The following is a 21,991-nucleotide window of genomic DNA, read 5'->3' as shown; positions in this document are numbered from 1 at the left end:
TATAAAGCGTGGCGGCTGAAATTTCAGCCGCCAAATTTGTAGGGGTATATCGCGAGATGGCTTATAGCACTACGCGTACAATGTCGATTTCGCCAAGCTCTTTGTACAGAGTCTCAACTTGCTCGATAGATGTAGCTGTGATGGTCACAGAAACAGCACTGTAAGTACCTTTGCCGCTTGGTTTAACGGTTGGGGTGTAGTCGCCTGGCGCGTGACGTTGAATCACTTCGACAACAAGATCTGGTAGTTCAGGCTTGTTGAAGCCCATTACCTTGTATGAAAACTTACAAGGGAACTCTAGCAGATCTTTTAGTTTTGGCTGTTCTTGCTGTTGCATGGTGTTCTCCAGGATTCCGCAAGGGATAACTCAATTTTAGGCGAGCTATTATACCGATCTTGTTATTGACTGCCAGTTTATGACGGTTTGTGACAAGACGAAGAGGCATAATAAAAGAGGCAGCCGAAGCTGCCTCTGAGTAATGATTTGTTTTCAGAAAGAAAACTTAGCTAAGCCAGCCTTTGAACAGTAGCATGATGTAATCGATCAAACGGCTAAATAGGCTGCCTTCTTTTACATCGTTTAGCGCGATTAGCGGGTATTGCGCAATGTCTTCGTCGCCAACACGGTAGTAAAGCGTACCTACTTGCTCACCTTTATTGATTGGTGCTTTCAGTTCTTTTTCTAGTACGAAGCTTGCTTTTAGATCTTTGGTTTGACCACGAGCAAGGGTCACGTAAGTATCTTGGTTAACGCCTAATGATACTTCGTTGCGATCGCCCATCCACACTTTTTCAGTCACGAAAGTTTCGTTCGCTTTGTGTGGAGAAACGGTTTCGAAGAAACGGAAGCCGTAGTTCAGTAGTTTCTTACTTTCCGCTTTACGTGCATTCGCGCTCTTAGTGCCCATAACAACGGCAATCAGGCGCATTTTACCTTCGGTTGCCGTGCTAACTAGGCTGTAACCTGCATTGTTGGTGTGGCCTGTTTTCATGCCATCTACGTTTAGGCTCTTGTCCCACAGTAGACCGTTACGGTTGTACTGGGTGATACCGTTGTAGGTGAATGACTTCTCTTTGTAGATTGCAAACTCGTCGGGTACATCACGGATCAGCGCTTGACCTAGCAGCGACATGTCGTATGGCGTGGTGTACAGTCGATCGTTGTCTAGGCCGTGAACGTTAGCGAAGTGAGTTTGATCCATACCAATGTTCTTTGCCCATAGGTTCATGAGATCAACAAACGAGTCTTCAGAGCCCGCAACGTGTTCAGCCATTGCCACACACGCATCGTTACCCGATTGGATTATGATACCGCGGTTAAGATCCGAGACTTTTACTTCACTGCCCACTTCGATGAACATTTTTGAAGAGCCAGGGAAATTCTTCGCCCAAGCATTTTTGCTCACTACCACAGTATCATCCATTGAGATGTTACCGCGTTTGATTTCTTGACCAATCACGTAGCTGGTCATCATCTTAGTCAGGCTTGCTGGTGGGATTTGAACATTTTCTTTGTAACCAGCCAGAACTTTGCCTGAGTGGTAATCCATTAACACATAACCTTTCGCCGCAATTTGCGGTGCTTCAGGAACAACGGCGGGTGCCGCTACGGCAGAGACAGATGCCAGCATCAACGCTGATGCAGCGACAGTTCGAAAAGTTGCAGCAGATTTTTTCATGATTGATGTAACTTTGTTGGGCGATGTCAAAAATTGAACACACTATATCAGATTGAAAAGAATCAACCACCTTTGACAAGGTTCCACTTAGGAGAGATTAGCGAAAAACTGACAATCAGTGATGAAAAGTCGCTGAGGTAGTTGAAGATTTAATCAGCCATCATAGCGAATAATACATGATGGCTGATTAGGTTAGAGGGGGAAATCTTATTTTGGTTCCGTATCACGTTGCGATGTGATGATAAAAGCTTTTGGGTACAAGCTGGCTTTTGCTTTATCTCGCTGGGCCATAGCTTCATCACGGTCAAGGTAAGGGCCTAAACGCACACGGTAGATATCGGTCTTTTCTACCTTCATCAAATCCACTTTGGTTTGAAATTGCCCTTTTAATTTTTCAGCAATTTGCTTGGCTTTATCAGCATTACTGACCGCAGCAAGCTGTACAAAATATTGATTGGTGCTAACACTGTGCCATTCATCATCCGATTCTGGTTTTTCAATGGTGATCAGTTCAATTTTGACTGGCGCAGTACCGTGGCGAACCACATCCAACTTGGTTGCTGCCGCCATGCTTAAATCAATAATGCGTCCTTCATGAAAAGGACCACGGTCGTTAATACGCACAATCGCGCTCTTGCCATTGCGTTGGTTGGTGACTTTGACATAGCTCGGTAATGGCAGGGTTTTGTGCGCTGCTGTCATTGAATACATGTCGTAGATTTCACCATTCGAGGTTTTATGACCGTGGAATTTCTTGCCATACCACGACGCTTCGCCTTCTTGGGTGAAGCCTTGGGTGTCTTTGACGATCTCGTAGCGTTGACCTCGTAGGGTGTAACTTTTATTGCCCGCTAGGCTTTTCGGTTCGTAGCGCGGCTGCGCATCTTCGATATGATCCAAGGTTGGTGATTGCTCAGGAGCGGCATCATCAGCCATATCGTAGCGCTTATCGCTCGGTGTTGAGCTACAGCCTGCAAGAATGAAAACAAGTATTAGAGATAAAACGCGCATTTAGGTCGCCTTTGACAACATTTTTCTATGGGTGTGGATCGACATCAGAATGCCAAAGCCAGCCATCAAGGTCACCATTGAGGTTCCTCCATAACTGATTAATGGAAGCGGAACCCCAACCACTGGCAAAATGCCGCTTACCATTCCGATATTAACGAAAACATATACGAAGAAACTCAATACAATACTGCCCGCCATCATGCGGCCAAAAGCGGTTTGCGCTTTGCTCGCCAGCACCAGACCACGACCTATGATGTAGAGGTACAAGGCTAACAAGCACAACACACCAAACAAGCCCCACTCTTCAGCAATAACCGCAAAGATAAAGTCGGTATGGCGCTCAGGCAGGAACTCCAGTTGTGATTGTGTTCCTTGTAGCCAGCCTTTACCCATCCAGCCACCAGAACCAATGGCAATCTTTGATTGGATAATGTGGTAGCCCGCACCCAGTGGGTCGCGTTCAGGGTTGAATAGGGTCAGTACCCGTGTCCGTTGGTAATCTCGCATTAAGAAGAACCATAGCACAGGAATGAAGGCGCCAAGCAGTACACCTGCGGCACCTATGATGCGCCAGCTTATGCCAGAGAGGAACAGCACGAAGATCCCTGATGCGGCGATCAAAATCGATGTCCCCAAGTCGGGTTGTTTAGCGATCATAATGGTCGGGACGAAAATCATCACTAAGGCGACCACGATATTACGAAAACTTGGTGGTAACGGTTTATTACCGATAAAGCGTGCCACCATGAGCGGTACTGCCAGTTTGATCAATTCCGACGGCTGAAAACGGACAAACCCCAAGTTTAGCCAGCGCTGTGCGCCCTTAGATGCTTCACCGAACAGCAGCACCCCGAGTAATAGCATTAAGCCCACCCCAAATAAGTAGGGTGCCCAGGTTTCGTAGTGGCGTGGCGAGATCTGGGCCAGCACAAACATCACTGTTAATGACAGTGCCATACGTACTGCTTGACGTTCCATCATTTCGATATGCTGACCACTGGCACTGTACATTACTAGCAGGCCAAACCCCATTAAGGCGAGGATCCCCATCAGTAGTGGGAAATCCAAATGTAAGCGGTCACTTAGGGTACGCTTGGTGCCCGTCGCTGCCATAATGCTCATTGTGTTACCTCGGCAGGTTGTTTTTGCTCGGTCGTGTTAGTTGGTTTGAGCAGTATGTGGTCGAAGATGTGGCGCGCCACAGGACCACCGTTAGAAGAACCACCACCGGCATTTTCTAATACCATAGAAACCACGACTTCAGGCTTGTCGAATGGGGCAAAAGCGGTAAAGAGGGCGTGGTCACGTAAGTGCTCAGCCAGCTCTTCAGCGTTGTATTTTTCATCTTCTGCCAAGCCAAACACCTGTGCTGAACCGGATTTACCCCCCGCTTTGTATTCTGCGCCATAGAAGGCACGACGAGCGGTACCTCGATGACCAAACAAAACGCGTTTCATGCCGTCACGGGCGATTTGCCAATCTTCAGGATCCACGCCAGTGATCGGTGGGTAGTCATCAAATTTAGCGGGCATTTCCACTTCATCGTTGATCACATCTTTTAGCAGATGAGGCGGATGAACCACGCCATTATTTACGATCACTGAGGTTGCTTTAGCGATCTGTAGCGGGGTGGCTGTCCAGTAACCTTGACCGATACCGACAGGGATGGTGTCACCTTGATACCAAGGCTGGCGGAAACGCGCTTGCTTCCACTCTCGGGTTGGCATATTGGCTTTACTTTCTTCGTGGATATCGATCCCTGTGTATTCACCAAAACCGAATTTGCTCATCCAGCTTGAAAGGCGATCGATCCCCATGTCGTATGCGACTTGATAGAAGTAAGTATCCACTGACTCTTCAATCGCTTTGTAGATATCAACCTTACCGTGGCCCCAGCGTTTCCAGTCGCGGAATGGACGGCTGTTGGAATTCGGAATTTTCCAGTAACCCGGGTCATTACGTGTGGTGCGTGGTGTAACAACGCCTTCGGTTAGTGCCGCCACTGCAATCATAGGTTTGACAGTCGATGCGGGTGGGTAAATACCTAGCGTGACACGGTTTACCAAAGGTCGATTGATATCATTGAGCAAGGCGCGATATTTTGGCCCTGAAATACCGTGAACAAATAGGTTCGGGTCGTAACTCGGGCTAGATACCATCGCTAAAATCGCCGAATCACGAGGATCCATGACCACGATAGAACCGCGCTTGTATTTCACGATCTCTTCGCCAGTTTCTGGGTCTTGGCTACGAGTGGTGAGCTGTTCTTTGACGAACAGTTGCAGTTCAATATCTAGGTTTAGCTTGATGTCTTTACCTGGAATTGGCGGCACGTATTTAAGGGTACGTATGATGCGACCACGGCTGTTGACTTCAACTTCTTGGTAGCCGGAAGTACCGTGCAGTAAGTCTTCGTAGTAGCGTTCAATACCCAGCTTGCCGATGTCGCGGGTTGCTTTGTAATTGGTGATTTTCTCATCGCGCTCAAGGCGTTCGATATCGCGGTCGTTAATTTTCGCCACATAGCCGAGGACGTGAGTCAGTGCTTCACCATAAGGATAGAAGCGCTTGAGGTATGCTTTTACTTCTACCCCTGGGAATTTGTGCTGGTTAACGGTAAACAGTGCGACCTGATGTTCGTTAAGCTGCTCTTTGATTGGGATCGATTTAAAACGTCGGGTATGGCGGCGTTCTTTTTCAAAGCGCGTAATGTCTTCGTTGGTGATCCCCATCAGATCTTTTAGGCGTGCAAAAGTGTCCTCGATATCAGGTACTTTTTCTTTGGTGATTTCTAATGCGTAGACCGGACGGTTTTCTGCAAGCAAGACCCCATTGCGGTCGTAGATCAGACCACGGTTAGGTGCGACAGGGACGATTTTGATCCGGTTATCGTTGGAACGAGTCTGGTAGTCATCATGCTCACTCACCTGAATATGGTACAGGTTAGTGATCAAGACGCCTACCAGCACGATAATGCCGATAAATGAGACAAGAGCACGGCGAAAAAAGAGCGCCGACTCAGCCCGATGGTCGCGGATCTGGGTACGCTTTCGTCTCATTGGCACTTATTCCCTGTGATATGGGTGGTTAGCAGTAATGCTCCACGCGCGGTATAAACTTTCAGCCATCACCACACGTACCAGTGGGTGAGGTAGGGTAAGCGGTGATAGTGACCAGCTTTGCTCAGCTGCGGCTTTACACGCAGGTGCTAACCCTTCAGGACCACCAATCAGAATAGACACGTCACGAGCATCCATTTTCCAGCTTTCTAGCTGTTCTGCCAATTGCTCGGTATCCCAGCGTTTACCCGGAATATCCAGTGTCACAATACGGTTGCCTTTTGGCACTGCCGCCAGCATGGCTTCGCCTTCTTTTTGCAAAATTCGGGCGATGTCCGCATTTTTACCGCGTTTTCCCGCTGGAATTTCAATTAATTCCAGCGGCATATCTTTAGGAAATCGACGGCTATATTCTTTATAGCCTTCCTCAATCCATTTTGGCATTTTTGTGCCAACAGCGATCAGTTGAAGCTTCATTAGTCGTTAGCCCCAAAGCTTCTCCAGTTGGTACAGGTTGCGCGAGTCTTCCTGCATGATGTGCAGCATTACGCTACCCATATCTACGATAACCCACTGACCGTCTTCTTCGCCGCTGATACCGAATGGAGGGAAGTCAATCAGCTTAGATTCTTTATTTACGTGATCTGCGATAGACGCAACGTGACGGTTAGATGTACCTGTACACAGAACCATGAACTCAGTGATGCTTGACTTGCCGCGAACGTCAATGGTTACGATGTCTTGGGCTTTAATGTCGTCAACTTTATCAACAATAAAATCGTGTAGTTCTTGAACCTGCAAAGGAATCCCCTCGTTTGGTAATGAATAAATGTCGTTGCGCGACAGGGCGATCCCTGTCACAAATTAGCGGCGCAGTATAACACGCACACTGCTAGGCCGCACAAGTTAAAACGGTGTTGGTTCAGTGTGGGTTGGGATACCACACATCTCAGCACACAACGCACTTAGCGCGGGCCAAGGGTTGGTGTCAAAATCGGTTTTGACTTGAATTTCGAGCTGAGTGAGCAAGCGCAGCAAACTTACTACGCGGTGATAAGGAATGCGGTGGAGTGCACCTATGTAGAGCTCACGGCGACTCTGCCATACTCGAAATTGCTCAAAAATCTGATTGAGCGGCGTGCCTTTTTTGCCCATCTCTTGCATTTTGTACAGCTGAGTGAGCTCACGCTGTAAGGTACGCAAAATGATAGTTGCTTCAACGCCTTCGCCTTCAAGTTGACGCAGTACGCGCTGACCACGTTTGGCTTGCCCTGCTAATACCGCATCTACCAGCTGGAACGGGGTGTAGTGGTTATGGCGACTGAGTGCGTCTTCTAACCGGACCAAGTTCAGCTGACCATCAGGGTAGAGCAAAGTCAGCTTTTGTAGGCTTTGCGCCAGTGCAAGAAGGTTACCTTCGTGCCATTGCGCCAGCATTTGTACCGATTCGTGATCAGCAGTTAGCCCTAATTGTTGGCAACGGCTTTGAATAAAGCGCGGTAGATGGCGAGGGTCGGGCGTATTACATGGTAAGTACAAGCCGTTGCTATCGAGCGCTTTAAACCATTTACTGCTCTCTTGCTTTTTGTTGATCCGAGGTCCTGTCATCAACAACAAGATATCACCATGTAAGTATTCACTTACTTCTTGCAGTGACTTGGCTTGGTTGGTGTTAAGACCAGATTCTGGGATCTCTAGCTCGATGATTTGGCGAGCGGCAAATAGGCTCATGGCATTGCAGCAGTCGAGCACCAAGTTCCAATCGAGTTGGTTATCTATGGTAAAGCTGTGGCGTTCATCAAAGCCCGCTTGTTGGGCGATATGCTTGATTTGGTCGCCGCACTCTTGCTTGATAAGAGGTTCGTTACCAAATAGCAGATATGTTTGATGCAGCCCTTTATCGAGCTGCATCTTGAGTTGTTCTGGGTAAACGCGCATGGTTAGTTGGTGCCTGATTGGGTCTCAGACGTTCCTGCGCTTCCCTGTTGAGCAGGTACTTCTTGAGTCGTTACCTGTTGTGAGGTGGTCGGCAAATCTTTGGCGTCGGTATCTTCCATTTCTGCCAGTTTAGCTTCGAGCTCTTGCTCATCTAGCTGTTCGATAGTTGCCGTTAGTCGTGCCATTTGACGTAGGATTTGACGAGATGCCTGTTGGCGCATTTCGTCTTTGATCATGTCACGCTCAACCGATTTTGCCAGTGCAGTTAACGGGTTATCTAGGAAGGTGCGGGTGACCTTGGTAGAGAACGTTTTGCTGGCTTTGTTCGGAATTGTGATGCTGTAGCGAACCGAGTAATTTAACTCGTACTCTGCCGCACGGCTGTTTTGATATAGCGAAAGGGTACGCTCACCCGATGATTCGCTGATCAAGTGCAGGTTAGGCACAGTGGCCGATGGCGGTACTGCTTCGATGCCGTGTAGCTTGAATTGGGATTTTACTAAACGGGTAAGTTGACCGTATTGGTCAAAGCTAGTCAGTGATAGCTTGGCAATTTCGTCCGGTAGCATGTAGGTGCCACGAAGGTGGAAACCACAAGCCGATACTGTCATCGATAAGATAACAACAGAAAGAAGTTTAAGTGCGCTTTTAATTGAAAAGAAAGCCTTCACCAAAATAGCTCCCAAGTAGAGTGAAAACCTACCGACTATAACGTTAAACGCTCCGGATTGGTACAGGGGAGCGGGATGTTATCGCGGTGAGATAAAAAATATCCCCGCCGAGGCAGGGATATTTAGAGGTTGGTAATGAACCTGTGCTTAGTTAGCAACGATGTTCAGAAGTTTACCTGGTACGTAAATCACTTTACGGATTGTTTTACCGTCGGTGAACTTAGTGACGTTTTCATCGTTTAGACCTAGTGCTTCAACGTCTTCTTTTGACGCGTCTGCAGCAACAGTCAGTTTCGCACGTAGCTTACCGTTAACTTGAACGATGATTAGCTTCTCGTCTTCAACCAGCGCTTTCTCGTCAGCTTGTGGCCATTGTGCGTTGTCGATGTCGCCTTCACCTAGTGCTTCCCACATTTCGTAGCTGATGTGAGGAGTCATTGGGTAAAGCATACGTACGATAGCTTTTAGTGCTTCGTCTAGTAGCGCACGGTCTTGAGCTGATTCTTGCGATGCTTTCGCAAGTTTGTTCATTAGCTCCATGATCGCAGCGATAGCGGTGTTGAATGTCTGACGACGACCGATATCATCGCTCACTTTCGCGATAGTTTTATGTACGTCGCGACGAAGTGCTTTTTGATCAGATGATAGTGCAGCTACATCAATCGCTTCTGCAGCGCCTTTGGTTGCGTGGTCATTAACCAGTTTCCAAACACGTTTTAGGAAGCGGTTCGCACCTTCAACGCCAGACTCTTGCCACTCAAGCGTCATGTCTGCTGGTGATGCAAACATCATGAACAGACGTACTGTGTCAGCACCGTACTTGTCTACCATCTCTTGTGGGTCGATACCGTTGTTTTTCGACTTAGACATTTTGATCATGCCTGAGTGCTCAACTGTACGGCCTTGTGAGTCGATAGCAGAAGTGATGCGACCTTTACCGTCACGCTCAACTTTCACGTCAGTTGGTGCGATCCACTCTTTTGTGCCTTTTTCGTTGGTGTGGCTGAATGCATCGGCCAGTACCATACCTTGACATAGAAGCTGCTTGAACGGCTCGTCAGAAGTCACGTAACCCGCATCGCGAAGCAGTTTGTGGAAGAAGCGAGAGTACAGTAGGTGCATACAAGCGTGCTCGATACCACCGATGTACTGGTCTACTGGTAGCCAGTAGTTTGCTTTTTCTGGGTCTAGAATGTCGTCAGCTTGTGGCGAACAGTAACGTGCGTAGTACCAAGACGATTCCATGAAGGTATCGAAGGTATCTGTTTCGCGAAGTGCAGGCTCACCGTTGAAGGTTGTTTTTGCCCACTCTTTGTCTGCTTTGATCGGGCTAGTTACGCCATCCATTACCACGTCTTCAGGTAGGATAACTGGTAGCTGATCAGCTGGTACTGGGTGAACTTCACCGTCTTCAGTCGTTACCATTGGGATTGGTGCACCCCAGTAACGTTGACGAGATACACCCCAGTCGCGTAGACGGAAGTTAACCGTCTTCTGACCTTTACCTTCTGCTTCTAGTTTCGCTGCGATTGCATCGAAAGCGGCTTGGAAATCAAGGCCGTCGAATTCACCTGAATCGAACAATACACCTTTTTCAGTGTAAGCCGCTTCAGAGATATCTAGCTCGCTGTCGTCAGCAGGCTTGATCACAGGGATGATGTCTAGACCGTACTTAGTCGCGAACTCGAAGTCACGTTGGTCGTGCGCTGGTACTGCCATTACCGCACCTGTGCCGTAATCCATCAGTACGAAGTTAGCAACAAATACTGGTACTTCACGACCGTTTAACGGATGAATCGCGGTAAGGCCAGTCGCCATACCTTTCTTCTCCATCGTCGCCAGTTCAGCTTCTGCTACTTTGGTGTTCTTACATTCTTCGATGAATGCTGCTAGCTCAGGGTTGTTCTGTGCTGCTTTCGCTGCCAGAGGGTGACCTGCTGCGATACCCACGTAAGTCACACCCATTAGGGTGTCAGGGCGGGTTGTGTAAACTTCAAGTTCTTCGTGATCTTTCACCGCGAACTTCAGTTCAACACCTTCAGAGCGGCCGATCCAGTTACGCTGCATGGTTTTCACCATTTCAGGCCAACCGTCTAGGTTGTCTAGATCGTCAAGTAGTTCTTGAGCGTATTCAGTGATTTTGATGAACCACTGAGGAATTTCTTTTTGCTCTACAGGGGTGTCACAACGCCAGCAGCAACCGTCTTCAACTTGCTCGTTAGCCAGTACGGTTTGGTCGTTTGGACACCAGTTTACTGAAGAGGTTTTCTTGTAAACCAAGCCTTTGTTGTAAAGCTTAGTGAAGAATTCTTGTTCCCAGCGGTAGTACTCTGGCGTACATGTTGCGAATTCACGATCCCAATCGTAACCCAAGCCTAGTGATTTAAGCTGGTTCTTCATGTACTCAATGTTTTCGTACGTCCATGGCGCAGGCGCAGTGTTGTTTTTAACCGCTGCGTTTTCTGCTGGTAGGCCGAACGCATCCCAACCGATAGGTTGCATGACGTTTTTGCCTTGTAGACGTTGGTAACGAGAAACAACATCACCGATGGTGTAGTTACGAACGTGACCCATGTGCAGTCGACCGCTTGGGTACGGGAACATGGAGAGACAGTAGAATTTTTCTTTATTTGGGTCTTCACTTACAACAAAGGTCTTGTTGTTGTCCCAGTGCTGTTGAACTTTCTGTTCAATGTCCTGTGGGCGATATTGTTCTTGCATCGATGACATCCAGGATTTTGTGAGTTGAGTACAAACACATTCAATATAATCGACATAGAATAACTAAAGGTAAAGGTGTCAACAATAGCAAAGCTTCAATCGAAGCCAGTAATTGTTGCTTTATTGCCGTATTAGCAGGGTTTTATATCAACCTGAGTGGTTTGTTGATCAGGCAGGTTAAGTTTTTGAAGAGCTGTGTTATCGATTCAAGGAGAGGAGGTACTTATGGCGAAGCAAAAAGCGGAATATGAGGCACTACTTGAAAAAGTCACGGATGCGCTTCAGCACAGCCCTGAAGAACTCCAACAGTGGGTGGAAACCACGGAGAAATACCGTCAGGCTGCCAGTGATATGACCAAAGATGAGTTGGCGTTGATCAGCGCTTACCTTAAACGGGATCTCAAAGAATTTGGGCAAAATGTGGAGGAAAGCCCAGAACCGTTTGCTGAGAGTCCGTTTTATCAGGTGGTATCTGAAACTATTTGGAGCGGATTGGCAGAAATCACCGATAAAACCCAGCTAGAGTGGCGAGAAGTGATGGGCGATTTTGAGCATCACGGGGTTTATCACGCCGGGGAAATCATCGGCTTAGGCAATTTGGTGTGTGAGCATTGCGGTCATCACCAAATGTATACCCATGTTAAAAAACTTGAACCTTGTGTGCGTTGTGGACACGAGCAATTTACCCGTCAGCCGTTATCCCCTTAATTTTATTTAATCTCAGATAAAAACAGCGGGCATCAAGCCCGCTGTTGCTTATCATCTTATTGGTCGATGTTACTTACATTGACCGAGTTTGCTCCATACACTCCAGTTGGTATGGTTGTCAGCTGGTGACTCGTTGCGTGTCCACCATTGTGCTTGGTAACCAACCCCGTTTTGTTGAACCTGATCACCGCTATGGTAAGTGCTACTTGCTGACCAAGTGGCAAATTGACTGCAATCAATGGTATCGGGTTGTGGGTTAACCCCTTGAACGCGTTTTAACACTGCCAAGGTGTCGGCAATACCAGTACCACAATCAGCCGTATTACAAGTACTGCCCGCAGGGAATGGGCGTGTAGTTTCTTTTAGGTATTGCTCAACTTGATCTGGCGTTAAGCTAGGATCGAGCGAGTACATCAATGCCGCAATACCAGCAACATGAGGAGCCGCCATACTGGTACCAATTGAGTAGCTGTAACCATTTTGCTCGGCTTGGCGTGCACCAGTATTGATAGTAGAAAGTACCCCACCTGAGCGACCACCGCCCGGCGCCGTAATATCAATCAGATCGCCATAGTTAGAATAAAATGCGCGGTTACCTTCTTTGTTGTTGGACGCAACAGAGATGACGCCTTGACAGTTACCCGGAGCGAAGTCGCGAACATTAAGGTTATCGTTACCAGCTGCCACAACCACGGTAGCCCCTTTAGCGCGTACGGCATCAACCGCAGTTTGGTAAGCGTAGCTACAAGCTCCTTGACCACCTAAGCTAAGGTTTAACACTTTTGCTGGGTACGGGTTATTTGGCACGCCAGGAACGGCTAAACCAGCAGCCCAGCGCATACCGTCGGTGATATCTGAGGTATAGCCCCCACAAGCGCCTAGTACACGAACAGGAACAACGCGGGTATTCCATGCCACACCTGTTACCCCTTGACCATTGTTACCTTCGGCAGCTACCGTGCCGGCAACGTGAGTACCGTGCCATGATGAGTTTCTGTCTTGTGGCGGGTAGTTCTGACCACATTGCCCTGCAACAAGCCAATCCCCTTCATCGGTTGCATCGCTATCACGACCGTCGTTATCACGAGCGCGCGCGGCTTGTTTAATGAAGTCGTAACCTGGAAGCAAATTGTTCATTAAATCAGGGTGATCGAAACGCACCCCAGTATCGATCACTGCCACGATCACTTCAGAGCCACCTGTGGTGATATCCCATGCTTGTGGCAAGTTAATTCCACTTTTTTGCTCAGAGTAGTGCCATTGCAGTTTATAGCCTGGATCATTTGGGATCGCTGTTGGCCACATAATGCGGTCAGGCTCTGCAAATTCGATATTCGGGTCTTGGCGAAGTTGTTCAACCACCTGTGTTAGATCTTGCTGATCTTTCACTTTAAGGATGTGGGTGTTGTTGGCACTTGGGCGGACGTATTGCACATCTGCTGAAAGATTTTGTGGCAGCACCGATTCAGCATGCGTTTGAACGGAGGCGGCATCTGTCATCATCGCAGCGCTATGACTACGGTACTTGATGATCACCTGATCGGTTGTTTGAGGAGGGGTCTGTGCGATGGCTGGAGCGCTTGCAACAAGCATAGCCAATAAAGTAGGTATGGTTCTCATTTTCTATCCTTGATTGTTGATGCCAAGCTTGGCGAACCTTTCACAATTTACGTGTTACCTAGCCAGTAAAAGTCTTCGTTTAACTTGGCTTTATTGTGGTGAGGAAATGACTTCCTCCTGAACAAGTGTTCTCTTTTTATTATTTTTTTCAGGATAAAAGACGGGAATAGGAATCAAATTCAAGAAAATAATATGCAGCTAGTGAAAGCGTAAATTTGCTCTGATATGCTCACGGGTTCACATGATGTAAATGGAGTTAATACTCTAGATGGGCATTTGGTGAGAAGGGTGTTTGACGATATTTTGTTCTATTGCGAAAATGCGTGATTTTGTCGATAGATGTATCAACTAGGCCATTAACTTCAGGAAAAATGGTAGGAAATGCAGGCGGTGTAGTTACCGCCTATCAATGAGAATTGCGAGCTTTTTCCCATTCAAAAAAATGAAAGTGAAGACGACAAATTTGCCTGTGTCTTATTCTTCAATTGGTGGGGCGATGATCACGGTTGGCTCATCGTCGTTGTTTCCGGGTTCGGCCGTCAGGTCTGTTACTGGCGCCCCTTGTTGTGAATCAGATGAGGTCGCAGGTTGATTTAAAGCTTTGACTTGTTCGGTCGTCGCGCTGAGGGGCTCAAAGTCGAATTTCTGCCCGGCTAGCGAGGCTTCAATCATCATTCCACCTTTGGCGTAAGTGAAAATAGCCATGCCATTAGTGTAATTGGCTTCAACAAAGGCTTTGCCAGAGCCGGCACCAACTCCCGCTGTCCCTGCGCGTGCTTGCGCACCTTCTGTTAATGCTACCGCTGAGGCTTGGGCATCTAGTTCAAAGCTGCCGCTGGTAAAGCGCTCATACGCGCGTTTGTCTTGGAAGAACATGATTTGGCTGTAAGCTTGTCCACCAAATTGGAGGCCAACCGAGACTTGGTAGAGTTTGGCGTAACCAGTAATTTGGCTACTTTTATACACTGTTCCTGTGCCATAGGCGCCACCTACCCAGAACCCACCTTTTCCGACTGAGGGAAAAATGACATAGCCGTATGCACTGGCAAAGAAAGGTTCGGTTTGAGCGGCTTGCTGAAAGTGCGCTAACGAAGCGCGCGTTTCGATGTCTTGATTAGCGTGGACATTGGCTGTGAGACACAGGAGCGCGAGTGCCGTGATAAGGGATAAGAGACGGTGAACAGTTTTCATATCTGGTGTCCTTTTACCGCGAGTTGCCATCCTAGTTCCCCCCTGATTATGTGATCAAAGAGAGGGCAATAGGCTTGGTATCATTGTAGTTGATATCCAAACCTCTCCAGTTTGGATATGTGCATGGTTTTCTATCTTATCAAGATGAAAAAAAAGACGAAGGGGTAATCTTCGTCTTTTAAGCTGTGATTAAGGTTGCTCTGGTTGGATCTCTCTAAAGCCACCGTTTTGGCGCCTGATCAATACCATCGACAGTGCCAGTGACCACAAGATGTAACCGTACAGTGGCCAACTTCCCAAACTGGTATAAGGGGTAAGACCATCGGTGGACGTTACTTTAGTGCGTAACACCTGAGTTTCAAATTGTGGGATTTGAGCGGTGATCTGTCCTTTGTAATCGACTACCGCAGTAACCCCAGTATTGGTGGCGCGTAGCAGCGGTTTACCAACTTCCAGCGAGCGCATTTGGGCGATCTCCATGTGCTGGAAAGGACCAATCGAGGTACCAAACCACGCATCATTTGATAAGGTCAGTAAGAAATCAGTGTTGATATCAACGTTCTGACGTACTTGTTCACTGAACGCTACCTCGTAGCATAGAGCAGGGGCAATTTGGTAACCATTGGCGTTTAAGTTTGGTTGAACGTAATCACCACGGCTAAACGATGACATTGGCAGATTGAAAAACGGCGCGATTGGGCGCAGCAAATCACCAAACGGAACAAATTCACCAAATGGTAGCAAGTGGTGCTTACTGTAGCGTGTCGCGGTGTTGTAATCGTATTGCTTAGCGTTATTGAGGCCAAGGGTCAGGATGTTATTGAAAAACTCACCGTTTTCTTTTTGATCGAGTACCCCAGTGATCACTGTGCTGTTATTTTCTCGCGCTACTTCATCCAGGTTTTGTAAAAACGAGGGTAAATGCGCTTCTAACGCCGGGATCGCCGCTTCCGGCCAGATGATCAAATCGGCATCCCAGTTTTCACGGGTGAGATCGATGTACTTCATTAAGGTTGGCCAGCGCTCGCTCGGTAGCCATTTTAGCTCTTGCGGTACATTACCTTGCACTAACGCGACATCAACAGTCTTCTCTGGATTGGGTTTGACCCATTCAATGCCATGAACAGCCAAGGTTAAGCCCAGTACGGTGGCAGGTACGAGTAATGGACGCCAGTTACGGTCTGAGATGGCAGCGACAATACCGGCACTGATCAGCACCATAGCTAAGGTGATCCCTTCAACCCCGAAAATTGGCGCAATATCGGCAAAGGGAGAATTTATCTGGCTGTAGCCGAGCCATAGCCACGGAAAACCCGTAAAGGCCCAACCACGGATCCAATCCAGTAATAACCAGAGTACAGGACCACTGAGCATCAGCTGGTGGAAAGGTCGGCCACGGTTAAAGCGGTTAAATAAGGCGCCAAACAGAGTGGGGTATAGCGCTAAATAGCTGATCAGCGAGCCCATTAAGAACAGGCTGGCGATTTTTGGCATCCCACCGAAGGTATCTATACTGACGTGTACCCAGCTGATCCCGGTACCAAATAAACCCAAGCCCCAGCTAAAGCCGATAAGGGCTGAGCGTTTGACACTTTGGTTTAACAGCAGAAAAAAGAAGGCAATCAGAGAGATAAAGGAAAGCGGCCAATAGCCGTATGGCGCAAAAGAAAGAGTCGCAAGCGCTCCCGCAAGGGCTGCCAAGAGAGGCCGCCCTAGGGAGATGAAAAACGCAGTATTCATCATAGATGTAAGTTAAGTCGTGGTTGTCGGCTGGTGCGCTTCGTGTGGAATGGTTACCTGAAGCTGGATCACGCGACGGTTATCCGCAGAGGTGACTTTGAAAGAGTAGCCATCAAGTTCAACCACTTCACCGCGAGATGGTAAGTGACCAAAGCTGGTCATAACAAGTCCACCAATGGTATCAACTTCATCGTCGTTGAAGCGGGTTTGGAACATGTCATTAAAGTCTTCAATTGTCGCGAGCGCTTTTACCGAATAGGTATGCTTGCTTAACTGACGGATATCTTGTTCTTCTTCGTCGTCGAATTCATCTTCGATTTCACCAACGATTTGTTCAAGAATATCTTCGATAGTGATCACACCCGAAACACCACCAAATTCATCTACGACGATCGCCATGTGGTAGCGCTCTTCGCGGAATTCTTTTAGCAGACGGTCGACACGCTTACTTTCTGGTACCACAACAGCTGGACGCAATACTTTGTCCATGTCGAAAGGTTCAGCATCAGGAAGTAGATAGCGTAAAAGATCTTTAGCGAGAAGAATGCCTTCTACGTGATCTTTATCGTCGCTAATAACTGGGTAGCGGGAGTGTTGAGCATCAACAATTAAATCAATCAGGTCTTCTAACTTCTGAGAACGTTCGATTGTGACCATTTGCGAGCGTGGGATCATTATGTCCCTGACACGCATTTCAGCGATTTCCATTACACCTTCGAGCATGTCGCGGGTGTCATGGTCGATCAAATCATTTTCTTCCGAATCGCGGAATACCTCGACCAACTCTTCACGGTTTTGTGGTTCACCTTGGAATAATTGGCCAATACGTTCAAAGAAGGACTTTCTACTCGGACCTTCCGAATTTTGCGAGTTATCTTCGTTCATCACTTTTCATATCAGTTAAGTGGCGAGTGCCACGGTAGCTATTCACCCGCAGGTGAATAGCGTTACGGATCACAAATTACAGTTTGTCGGCAGCGTATGGATCTTCGAACCCCATTTTTTGCATGAGTTCCGTTTCCAACGCTTCCATTTCTTCTGCTTCTTCGTCATCAATATGGTCATAACCTAGCAGATGAAGACTGCCATGTACAACCATATGTGCCCAGTGGGCATTTAGCGGTTTATTCTGCTCTTTGGCTTCTTTTTCTACTACCTGACGGCAGATAATTAAGTCGCCCAGTAGATCAATCTCCATGCCCGGAGGAGCTTCAAATGGGAAAGACAACACATTGGTGGATTTGTCTTTACCACGGTACTCGTGGTTCAGGGCGTGGCTTTCTTGTTCGTCTACTAAGCGGATGGTGACTTCAGCATCCGCTTGGAAAGGCGTGACAGCCGCATCAAGCCATTGTTGGAAGTCAGTTTCAGCGGGTAAGCCGTCTTGACTATCAGTGGCATGTTGCAAGTCGAGGTAAATCGCCATTAGTTACTCTTTTCTGGTTCTACTTGAGACGCAGCTGCTACGGTAGCGGCTGCAATTTTTTCCGCTTGTTCATCACGGCGACGCTGCTCAGCCAACTTACGTTGCTTCTGATCAGCGGTTTCCCATACTTCGTAGGCTTGTACGATACGGGCAACCACAGGATGGCGAACAACATCGTCAGCTTGGAAGAAGTTAAAGCTGATCTCATCAACATCAGACAATACTTCAATCGCATGACGAAGACCTGAACGAGCACCACGTGGTAAGTCGATTTGAGTCACATCACCGGTAATGACCGCGCGTGAGTTAAAGCCGATACGGGTAAGGAACATTTTCATTTGTTCCACTGTGGTGTTCTGGCTTTCATCAAGAATGATGAAGGCGTCATTCAGTGTACGACCACGCATATAAGCCAGTGGCGCCACTTCAATCACGTTACGCTCAATGAGCTTTTCTACGCGCTCAAAGCCCAGCATTTCAAACAAGGCATCGTAGAGCGGACGTAGGTAAGGGTCGACTTTCTGGCTAAGATCACCCGGTAGGAAACCCAGTTTTTCACCCGCTTCAACCGCAGGGCGAGTTAGCAAAATACGACGCACTTCTTGGCGCTCAAGCGCATCAACCGCTGCCGCAACCGCAAGATAGGTTTTACCTGTACCTGCCGGGCCAACACCGAAAGTAATGTCATGCGTCACCATGTTGGCAATGTATTGCGCTTGGTTTGGTGTGCGTGGCTTGATCACCCCTTTTTTGGTTTTGATGTGAATTTCTTTACCGTAAGGGATTGAAGACTCAGTGTTTTGCTCGAGAGCCCCAGATTCTTTGATCGCTAAGTGGATTTGATCAGGCTCGATATCAGGAATGGTGTTACGAATCGGTGCCGTATCTACGTAGAGATGTTTTAAAATATCGGCGGCAGCATTGGCAGTATGTGGTTGACCAACAACAGAAAAGCTATTGCTGCGGTGGTTAATTTCAACACCCAAGCGGCGTTCTAATTGTTTGATATTATCGTCGAAAGGGCCACAAAGGCTGGAAAGGCGCTGGTTATTGGCTGGTTCCAGATTAAATTCAACAGTAATAATTTTGCTCAAGGTTTGCCTCTCATTAGAGCCGCCCACAGCAACGGGCGGCTATCGTATCAGGGCATTGGTCTAAACACTGGCGTTTAGACTAGCGCTTATACTATGGAGTATATACGCCAACACCCAATTCATCTTCTTTACGTGTTTTTTCCATCACCTCAGCTGGTGACATTGCAACACGTAGATTCATTTCGGCTTCGGTACGTACTAGATCACCACGTAGTGAGTTCGTGAATACATCTGTGATTTTCACATCAACAAATTGACCGATAAGGTCCGCTGAACCTTCAAAGTTCACCACGCGGTTGTTTTCAGTACGGCCACGTAGTTCCATGATGTTCTTCTTAGAAGGACCTTCAACCAGAATACGTTGTTCAGTACCCAGCATTTGGCGTGAGTAACGCATAGCTTGAGTATTGATCTGTTGCTGTAGTTCGTACAAGCGTTCTTTCTTCACTTCTTCAGTAAGATCACAAGGATAGTCTGCCGCAGGCGTACCTGGACGTGCTGAGAAGATGAAGCTAAAGCTCATATCGAAATCAACGTCTTTGATAAGCTTCATGGTGTCTTGGAAGTCTTGATCAGACTCACCAGGGAACGCCACGATGAAATCAGAGCTGATAGTGATATCAGGACGTGCTTTACGAAGCTTACGGATCTTCGACTTGTACTCAATCGCAGTGTGAGGACGTTTCATGTTCGCCAGAATGCGGTCTGAACCACTTTGTACTGGCAAGTGTAGGAAGCTCACCACTTCAGGGGTGTCTGTGTACACTTCAACGATGTCGTCAGTGAACTCGATTGGGTGGCTGGTGGTGTAACGAATACGGTCAATACCGTCGATAGCTGCGACTAGACGTAGTAGTTCAGCAAACGTTGCGATTTCACCATCGTGCGTGTCACCACGGTATGCGTTAACGTTTTGACCAAGTAGGTTAACTTCACGTACACCTTGCTCTGCAAGCTGAGCGACTTCAAATAGTACGTCATCAAGTGGACGGCTAACTTCTTCACCACGGGTGTAAGGTACTACACAGTAAGTACAGTACTTAGAACAGCCTTCCATGATAGATACGAACGCTGTTGGACCTTCAGCACGAGGCTCAGGTAGGCGGTCAAATTTCTCAATCTCAGGGAAAGAAATATCCATTACTGGCATGTGCTCTGAGCTTGATTGTTTGATCATTTCTGGCAAACGGTGCAGGGTTTGTGGGCCAAAAATAACATCAACGTAAGGTGCACGTTGGCGAATAGAATCACCTTCTTGTGTCGCTACACAGCCACCAACACCGATCACCAGTTCCGGCTTCTTCTCTTTTAGCGTTTTCCAACGACCAAGTTGGTGGAAAACTTTTTCTTGTGCCTTTTCACGGATCGAACAGGTGTTTAGTAGCAACACATCTGCTTCTTCTGGGATTTCCGTTAGCTCGAAGCCATTGGCGGCATTGAGAAGATCGGCCATTTTAGATGAATCGTATTCGTTCATCTGGCAGCCCCAGGTTTTAATAAGCAGTTTCTTAGCCATGTCTAACTCTTCGCTGGTAGTGTTCAATTATTGCATTCAACATTGCTTCGGATGGCGGTTTCACTAATTTTCGTGGTTGTTACCGCCAGCAAGCCGCGTATTGTACTGCTTTATCTGGTGTCTGACTAGATCCTCGCCACCCCGAATAAATTGTGGTTTTTAGCGAGCTAGACTGAAGAAGGGCTTTTCTGGTGGGTATTAACTCGCTTTATCCAAAGCACAAGGTAAAATAATCAACAGCCAAACAATGAGATAAGTGTATGGAACAGTTTGATGTAGTGATTGCCGGTGGTGGCATGGTAGGTGCCGCAACGGCGGTAGGTATGGCACAGCACGGTTTACGCGTGGCGGTATTAGAAGGCCAGCAGCCTCAGCCGTACAGTGCAGAGCAACCGATGGATTTAAGAGTATCAGCCATTTCGCCAAACTCGGTGGCGCTATTAAGCCGTCTCGGTGCATGGGATAGTATTCAAGCCATGCGAGTATGCCCGTTTAAGCGTTTAGAAACCTGGGATCACCCTGAGTGTCGTACTCGCTTTAATGCTGATGAAATGCAGCTCGACCGCTTAGGCTTTATTGTTGAAAATCGTCTTATTCAATTAGGGCTGTGGCAGCAATTTGAAGACTACCCGCAACTTACTTTAATGTGTCCTAATCGCATGACTCATTATCAGCAAGATGCCCAAGGCGTGCTGGTGACTTTAGATGATGGTCGTCAGTTACAAGCAAAGCTATTGGTTGGCGCAGACGGTGCTAATTCGCAAGTAAGACAGCAAGCCGGGATTGGTATTACTGCGTGGGATTACCGTCAGCACTGTATGTTGATCAATATCGAGACTCAAGCGCCTCAGCAAGATATCACTTGGCAGTGGTTTACTCCGCATGGCCCTCGCTCATTTCTGCCATTAGCGGGTCATCAAGCGTCACTGGTTTGGTACGACAGCCCACAACGCATTAAACAGTTGTCGGCGATGACAGCAGAGCAGCTCTCTCATGCCATTCAACAACATTTTCCTGCTGAAGTTGGCGAATTTAGCGTATTAAATTGGGGCAGTTTCCCTTTAACACGTCGTCACGCACAAAGTTATTACAGCGACAATGTCGTCTTGCTTGGTGATGCAGCACATACCATTAACCCATTAGCGGGCCAGGGTGTGAATCTTGGTTTTAAAGATGTGGATGTATTACTGCATGAAGTTGAGAAAGCGGGTAAAGCATGGGCAGAGCCGCGTGTATTGATCCAATATGAGCGTCGTCGTCGCCCAGACAATATGTTGATGCAAAGTGGAATGGACTTCTTCTACACCACTTTCAGTAATGATCTGCTACCGCTTAAATTAGCACGCAACATTGGTTTGAAAGTGGCAGAGCATGCCGGGCCAATCAAGAAGCAAGTGTTGAAGTATGCGATGGGAATGTAGCTAGGAATCGTAGGATTCCCTAGAAAAATGAACAAACTTGAGATTGAAAAGCGAGCTGGGTAGGCTCGCTTTTTTTGTATTTGAATAAACTAACTGGAATAAGCTACTGATCTTTAATCGTTATTCTCAGGTTTCAGGTCTTTGGTGATAGGAGTCTTGCTTGTCTTGGTCGCAAGCTATTTTAGAAGATTAGATC

19 protein-coding genes are annotated in these 21,991 nt (G+C 47.5%); 2 read left to right on the top strand and 17 right to left on the bottom strand.

What is annotated here, in order from left to right; genetic code table 11:
* Nucleotides 1-61 precede the first annotated feature (61 nt).
* From ybeD to leuS, 10 genes are all read right to left on the bottom strand, one after another.
* Nucleotides 62-337 (bottom strand): DUF493 family protein YbeD, encoded by a 276-nt coding sequence (gene ybeD, locus A3K86_RS07655; protein WP_068330021.1) that lies wholly within the window; start codon nt 335-337, stop codon nt 62-64.
* 166 nt (nt 338-503) lie between these two features.
* Nucleotides 504-1,679, bottom strand: a complete 1,176-nt coding sequence (locus A3K86_RS07650; protein WP_068330018.1) for a serine hydrolase — start codon at nt 1,677-1,679, stop codon at nt 504-506.
* A gap of 207 nt (nt 1,680-1,886) precedes the next feature.
* Nucleotides 1,887-2,690 carry a septal ring lytic transglycosylase RlpA family protein gene (locus A3K86_RS07645; protein ID WP_068330015.1) on the bottom strand — a complete coding sequence of 268 codons (804 nt, stop codon included), beginning with the start codon at nt 2,688-2,690 and terminating at the stop codon, nt 1,887-1,889.
* Complete coding sequence (mrdB, locus tag A3K86_RS07640) at nt 2,691-3,812, bottom strand: peptidoglycan glycosyltransferase MrdB (RefSeq protein WP_068330012.1); 1,122 nt, start codon at nt 3,810-3,812, stop codon at nt 2,691-2,693.
* Nucleotides 3,809-5,749: a penicillin-binding protein 2 gene (mrdA, locus tag A3K86_RS07635; RefSeq protein ID WP_068330009.1), complete on the bottom strand. Its 1,941-nt coding sequence runs from the start codon at nt 5,747-5,749 to the stop codon at nt 3,809-3,811. The genes mrdB and mrdA overlap by 4 nt, the downstream gene beginning before the upstream one ends.
* Before the next feature lie 6 nt (nt 5,750-5,755).
* Complete coding sequence (gene rlmH, locus A3K86_RS07630; protein ID WP_068330007.1) at nt 5,756-6,226, bottom strand: 23S rRNA (pseudouridine(1915)-N(3))-methyltransferase RlmH; 471 nt, start codon at nt 6,224-6,226, stop codon at nt 5,756-5,758.
* Between the two features lie 6 nt (nt 6,227-6,232).
* Nucleotides 6,233-6,550, bottom strand: a complete 318-nt coding sequence (gene rsfS, locus A3K86_RS07625) for a ribosome silencing factor (RefSeq protein ID WP_068330004.1) — start codon at nt 6,548-6,550, stop codon at nt 6,233-6,235.
* A gap of 105 nt (nt 6,551-6,655) precedes the next feature.
* Nucleotides 6,656-7,687, bottom strand: a complete 1,032-nt coding sequence (gene holA / locus A3K86_RS07620) for a DNA polymerase III subunit delta (protein ID WP_068330001.1) — start codon at nt 7,685-7,687, stop codon at nt 6,656-6,658.
* Nucleotides 7,688-7,689: 2 nt separating this feature from the next.
* A complete protein-coding gene (locus A3K86_RS07615; RefSeq protein WP_162844325.1) occupies nt 7,690-8,298 on the bottom strand; it encodes an LPS-assembly lipoprotein LptE in 609 nt (202 codons plus the stop codon).
* Between the two features lie 207 nt (nt 8,299-8,505).
* The gene (gene leuS, locus A3K86_RS07610; protein WP_068329995.1) at nt 8,506-11,079 is read right to left on the bottom strand and encodes a leucine--tRNA ligase; all 2,574 of its coding nucleotides are present in this window, start codon (nt 11,077-11,079) and stop codon (nt 8,506-8,508) included.
* Nucleotides 11,080-11,304: 225 nt separating this feature from the next.
* On the opposite strand from leuS, the gene A3K86_RS07605 reads away from it, so the two are divergent.
* The gene (locus tag A3K86_RS07605) at nt 11,305-11,787 is read left to right on the top strand and encodes a zinc ribbon-containing protein (protein ID WP_068329992.1); all 483 of its coding nucleotides are present in this window, start codon (nt 11,305-11,307) and stop codon (nt 11,785-11,787) included.
* 69 nt (nt 11,788-11,856) lie between these two features.
* On the opposite strand, the gene A3K86_RS07600 is transcribed toward A3K86_RS07605, so the two are convergent.
* From A3K86_RS07600 to miaB, 7 genes are all read right to left on the bottom strand, one after another.
* Entirely contained in the window at nt 11,857-13,407 is a 1,551-nt protein-coding gene (locus tag A3K86_RS07600; RefSeq protein WP_084406530.1) for a S8 family serine peptidase, read from the bottom strand.
* 474 nt (nt 13,408-13,881) lie between these two features.
* Entirely contained in the window at nt 13,882-14,598 is a 717-nt protein-coding gene (locus tag A3K86_RS07595) for a lipid-binding SYLF domain-containing protein (protein ID WP_084406529.1), read from the bottom strand.
* 189 nt (nt 14,599-14,787) lie between these two features.
* On the bottom strand, nt 14,788-16,338 hold the full coding sequence (gene lnt / locus A3K86_RS07590; protein WP_068330298.1) for an apolipoprotein N-acyltransferase: 1,551 nt from the start codon (nt 16,336-16,338) through the stop codon (nt 14,788-14,790).
* Between the two features lie 12 nt (nt 16,339-16,350).
* Nucleotides 16,351-17,223, bottom strand: coding sequence for a CNNM family magnesium/cobalt transport protein CorC (corC, locus tag A3K86_RS07585; protein WP_068329986.1), 873 nt, complete (start codon nt 17,221-17,223; stop codon nt 16,351-16,353).
* Between the two features lie 76 nt (nt 17,224-17,299).
* A complete protein-coding gene (gene ybeY, locus A3K86_RS07580) occupies nt 17,300-17,764 on the bottom strand; it encodes an rRNA maturation RNase YbeY (RefSeq protein ID WP_068329982.1) in 465 nt (154 codons plus the stop codon).
* Nucleotides 17,764-18,858, bottom strand: a complete 1,095-nt coding sequence (locus A3K86_RS07575) for a PhoH family protein (protein WP_068329979.1) — start codon at nt 18,856-18,858, stop codon at nt 17,764-17,766. The genes ybeY and A3K86_RS07575 overlap by 1 nt, the downstream gene beginning before the upstream one ends.
* A gap of 91 nt (nt 18,859-18,949) precedes the next feature.
* On the bottom strand, nt 18,950-20,374 hold the full coding sequence (gene miaB / locus A3K86_RS07570) for a tRNA (N6-isopentenyl adenosine(37)-C2)-methylthiotransferase MiaB (RefSeq protein WP_068329976.1): 1,425 nt from the start codon (nt 20,372-20,374) through the stop codon (nt 18,950-18,952).
* 260 nt (nt 20,375-20,634) lie between these two features.
* Between miaB and A3K86_RS07565 the strand changes: the two genes are divergently transcribed.
* Nucleotides 20,635-21,795 (top strand): 2-octaprenyl-3-methyl-6-methoxy-1,4-benzoquinol hydroxylase, encoded by a 1,161-nt coding sequence (locus tag A3K86_RS07565; protein ID WP_068329973.1) that lies wholly within the window; start codon nt 20,635-20,637, stop codon nt 21,793-21,795.
* The last annotated feature ends 196 nt before the right edge of the window (nt 21,796-21,991 follow it).

Source organism: Photobacterium jeanii (assembly GCF_001650345.1).
Classification (GTDB): Bacteria; Pseudomonadota; Gammaproteobacteria; order Enterobacterales; family Vibrionaceae; genus Photobacterium; species Photobacterium jeanii.
The sequence above is the reverse complement of the archived record's forward strand: the minus strand, read 5'-3'. Positions and strand labels throughout refer to the sequence as shown.

Excerpts from the sequence above, each read along its gene's own strand:
- A3K86_RS07650 (WP_068330018.1), bottom strand. The coding sequence starts at position 1,679 with ATGAAAAAATCTGCTGCAACTTTTCGAACTGTCGCTGCATCAGCGTTG.
- lnt (WP_068330298.1), bottom strand. The coding sequence starts at position 16,338 with ATGAATACTGCGTTTTTCATCTCCCTAGGGCGGCCTCTCTTGGCAGCC.
- ybeD (WP_068330021.1), bottom strand. The coding sequence starts at position 337 with ATGCAACAGCAAGAACAGCCAAAACTAAAAGATCTGCTAGAGTTCCCT.
- leuS (WP_068329995.1), bottom strand. The coding sequence starts at position 11,079 with ATGCAAGAACAATATCGCCCACAGGACATTGAACAGAAAGTTCAACAG.
- A3K86_RS07645 (WP_068330015.1), bottom strand. The coding sequence starts at position 2,690 with ATGCGCGTTTTATCTCTAATACTTGTTTTCATTCTTGCAGGCTGTAGC.
- A3K86_RS07615 (WP_162844325.1), bottom strand. The coding sequence starts at position 8,298 with ATGACAGTATCGGCTTGTGGTTTCCACCTTCGTGGCACCTACATGCTA.
- miaB (WP_068329976.1), bottom strand. The coding sequence starts at position 20,374 with ATGGCTAAGAAACTGCTTATTAAAACCTGGGGCTGCCAGATGAACGAA.
- A3K86_RS07595 (WP_084406529.1), bottom strand. The coding sequence starts at position 14,598 with ATGAAAACTGTTCACCGTCTCTTATCCCTTATCACGGCACTCGCGCTC.
- mrdA (WP_068330009.1), bottom strand. The coding sequence starts at position 5,749 with ATGAGACGAAAGCGTACCCAGATCCGCGACCATCGGGCTGAGTCGGCG.
- holA (WP_068330001.1), bottom strand. The coding sequence starts at position 7,687 with ATGCGCGTTTACCCAGAACAACTCAAGATGCAGCTCGATAAAGGGCTG.
- A3K86_RS07600 (WP_084406530.1), bottom strand. The coding sequence starts at position 13,407 with ATGAGAACCATACCTACTTTATTGGCTATGCTTGTTGCAAGCGCTCCA.
- A3K86_RS07565 (WP_068329973.1), top strand. The coding sequence starts at position 20,635 with ATGGAACAGTTTGATGTAGTGATTGCCGGTGGTGGCATGGTAGGTGCC.
- corC (WP_068329986.1), bottom strand. The coding sequence starts at position 17,223 with ATGAACGAAGATAACTCGCAAAATTCGGAAGGTCCGAGTAGAAAGTCC.
- ybeY (WP_068329982.1), bottom strand. The coding sequence starts at position 17,764 with ATGGCGATTTACCTCGACTTGCAACATGCCACTGATAGTCAAGACGGC.
- mrdB (WP_068330012.1), bottom strand. The coding sequence starts at position 3,812 with ATGAGCATTATGGCAGCGACGGGCACCAAGCGTACCCTAAGTGACCGC.
- A3K86_RS07605 (WP_068329992.1), top strand. The coding sequence starts at position 11,305 with ATGGCGAAGCAAAAAGCGGAATATGAGGCACTACTTGAAAAAGTCACG.
- rlmH (WP_068330007.1), bottom strand. The coding sequence starts at position 6,226 with ATGAAGCTTCAACTGATCGCTGTTGGCACAAAAATGCCAAAATGGATT.